Source organism: Thermodesulfobacteriota bacterium (assembly GCA_036397855.1).
Classification (GTDB): domain Bacteria; phylum Desulfobacterota_D; class UBA1144; order Nemesobacterales; family CSP1-2; genus DASWID01.
The window spans coordinates 1-2,818 of the sequence record DASWID010000001.1; the positions used below are offsets into that span (position 1 = coordinate 1).

General features: G+C 43.5%; 4 protein-coding genes. All 4 read left to right on the forward strand.

The window, feature by feature from the left end; all coding sequences use genetic code 11:
- On the forward strand, positions 1 to 192 hold a 192-nt coding region (locus VGA95_00005; GenBank protein HEX9664927.1), incomplete at its 5' end, for a DNA methyltransferase.
- Positions 137 to 595, forward strand: coding sequence for a DUF5681 domain-containing protein (locus tag VGA95_00010; protein HEX9664928.1), 459 nt, complete (start codon positions 137 to 139; stop codon positions 593 to 595). The genes VGA95_00005 and VGA95_00010, both read left to right, overlap by 56 nt.
- Before the next feature lie 41 nt (positions 596 to 636).
- Positions 637 to 2,085, forward strand: a complete 1,449-nt coding sequence (terL, locus tag VGA95_00015; protein ID HEX9664929.1) for a phage terminase large subunit — start codon at positions 637 to 639, stop codon at positions 2,083 to 2,085.
- 57 nt (positions 2,086 to 2,142) lie between these two features.
- The coding region (locus tag VGA95_00020; GenBank protein HEX9664930.1) for an anti-CBASS Acb1 family protein at positions 2,143 to 2,818 on the forward strand (676 nt) is incomplete at its 3' end.

Below are 2,818 nucleotides of genomic sequence, written 5' to 3' on the forward strand. Positions count from 1 at the left end.
TTAGGTTCAGGTACTACGATGGTAGCATCTCACCAACTCAACCGCAAATGCTATGGAATTGAAATAGATCCCAAGTACTGTCAGATAATCCTCGAAAGGATGCTAAAACTCGATCCTTCATTGGAAGTCAGGAAAAATGGCGAACTTTGGGAAACAACGAATAAACAACGAAGTTTTGCCAAATCCGGATAACATAAAGGGGCAAGGTTTTCACACTGACCCCAGCAGAATCAATAAGGCTGGACGGCCTAAGGGTAGTCGCACGTTATCATCGATCCTAAAGGAAATGCTGGAGGAGAAAGTTGAAATAACAAACGAGGACGGCACGAAGGAAAAGAAGAAGTTATCTGATGTAATAGTCCGCAAGCTAATAACCAAGGCGGTGAAGAAAGAAGACATAAAGGCCATTCAGGAGATATTTGACCGCACCGAGGGCAAGCCACATTCCGAATTCCATCATTCAGGTATAGTTCAGCACAATCACAAAGACATCACAAAATTAAAGTCAATAGAAGATATGCCCGATGAGGTAAAGCAGGCCATCTTTGAAATGGGCATGCAGCAGCTCACCGACGAGGAGAACCGCAAAAATTAAAAATGGATGTTATTCTCAAGGATAAAATAAAGGATATATTAATGATTGACCCTGTACTTCGTATGAAAGTTCAGGCATCCTCATCGCTTTATTTTTTTGTCCGCTATTTCTGGGACTGCTATTCATCGGATAAATTTGTGGATAACTGGCACCTAAAGAAACTTTCCGAAGAACTGGAGATAGTTGCCCGCAGGGTATCGGAGGGTAAACCTAAATTGTATGATTTGATAATCAATGTCCCTCCAGGGACTACAAAAACAGGGCTGGTTTCTATCTTTTTCCCTATATGGTGCTGGGTAAACTGGCCGTGGATGCGATTTATAACTACGTCACATTCTGATTTTCTTTCCCGGGAATCGGCTGAATATTCCAGAGACATTATAAGGCATGATAAATTCAGGCACATGTTCCCGGAGATAGACATAAGGGGAGACAAAGATGTAAAATCGAATTTCCGAATTGTTTATTTTAGAGATGATAAGCCCCAGCAGGGTGGCGGCAGGGTATCGACTTCTGTAGGTGCAAGGATTATAGGCTTTCATGGTCATATAATTATTCCGGATGATATTATTGATCCTAGAGGCGTTCTTTCTGAGGCCACCATGAAAACAGCAAATAATTACCTGGATCAGACACTATCAACCCGCAAGGTTGACAAGAAGGTAACGGCTACAATTATGATTATGCAGCGCCTGCATCAGAACGACCCTACGGGTCATTTGTTGGCCAAAAAGAAAAAAAAAATAAAACATATCTGTCTTCCCGGTGAAATCAAGAACTATTATGAATTTCTAAAGCCAAAAGAATGGGATAAATATTATTCCGACGATGGGTTATTCGACATCAATCGCCTGGACTGGGACACGCTGGAAGATCTTGAGATGGATTTGGGTCAATACGGATATTCTGGGCAGATAGGACAGAACCCCGTTCCGGCTGGGGGAGGTATGTTTAAGGTAGACCATATCCAGGTCTTAGATCGTGCTCCTCATTATTTAGATCATGAGATGCTGGTGAGATATTGGGACAAGGCCGGAAGCAAGGACAGTGGAGCCTACACTGTGGGGGTGAAAATGTGCAAGCTAAAAAGCGGGGTGTTTGTTGTCTTGGATGTCAAACGTGGGCAGTGGGCCAGTAATGAGCGTGAGGCTATCATTAAAGAATGTGCCATAGCCGATGGAGACCAATGCATGGTATTTGTTGAGCAGGAGCCTGGTTCTGGTGGCAAGGAAAGTGCCGAGGCAACCATCAGGAACCTGGCCGGGTACAACGTGTATGCCGACCGCCCTACCGGAGATAAGGTAAGCCGTGCTGACCCTTTTTCAGTACAAGTTAATAACGGGAATGTTCAGATAATTGCTGCGGAATGGAATTATGCCTATATTGAGGAGCTCAGAAACTTTCCATTGGGCCATTATAAAGATCAGGTGGATGCTTCTTCCGGGTCATTTGCACATTTGAGCGGGCGGAAAATGGCAAAGGTATGGTAAGAGCAGAATTTGGTAGTGTCTCAGTTTGAAAATTTTTAATTAACTTGGGGCTCAAGTATGGAAGTAAACGGCAACAAAAGTCTCACTAAACTCAGCAAACAGGAGTTAATAACTTACATTCAAATAGTTTCTGACCTCACACAGCGCAATAAGTTGGGCCAGCGGTTGGGCTACCAGTACGGCGATGACCGCAAAATTTATAAGGCTTTGGGGTATCCGGAAGAAACCGACTTAACCTTCACTTATTATTGGAATAAGTATAAGAGGAATGATATTGGGTCGGCAATCATAAATCGACCGGTGGATAAGACATGGAGCGGTGATCTTCTGGTCTTTGAATATGGGAAAACGATTGAAGATTCTGCTTTATACGAGGCCTGGCGCAACCTGGAAAGGGTGCACAAAATAAAGCAAAGACTTGTTAAGCTAGATAAACTTGCCGGTATAGGTAAACACGCTCTCCTGGTTTTGGGGCTTGATGATGTCAAAGCAAAGGAGGACTTTCTGAGACCTGCAAGCGGCAAGCGTAAACTGCAATATATACGCCAAATTGCAGAGGATGCCGGCAAAATACATGAATACGAGGACAACTCGTCGAATCCAAGATACGGCCAGCCTAAAAGCTATCGAATTAAATCACTGAGTCCCGGTACTGGACAGGAGGATGAAATTATAATTCATTGGTCTAGGGTATTACATATTACTTCGGGTCATTTGACCTCTGAAATAGAGG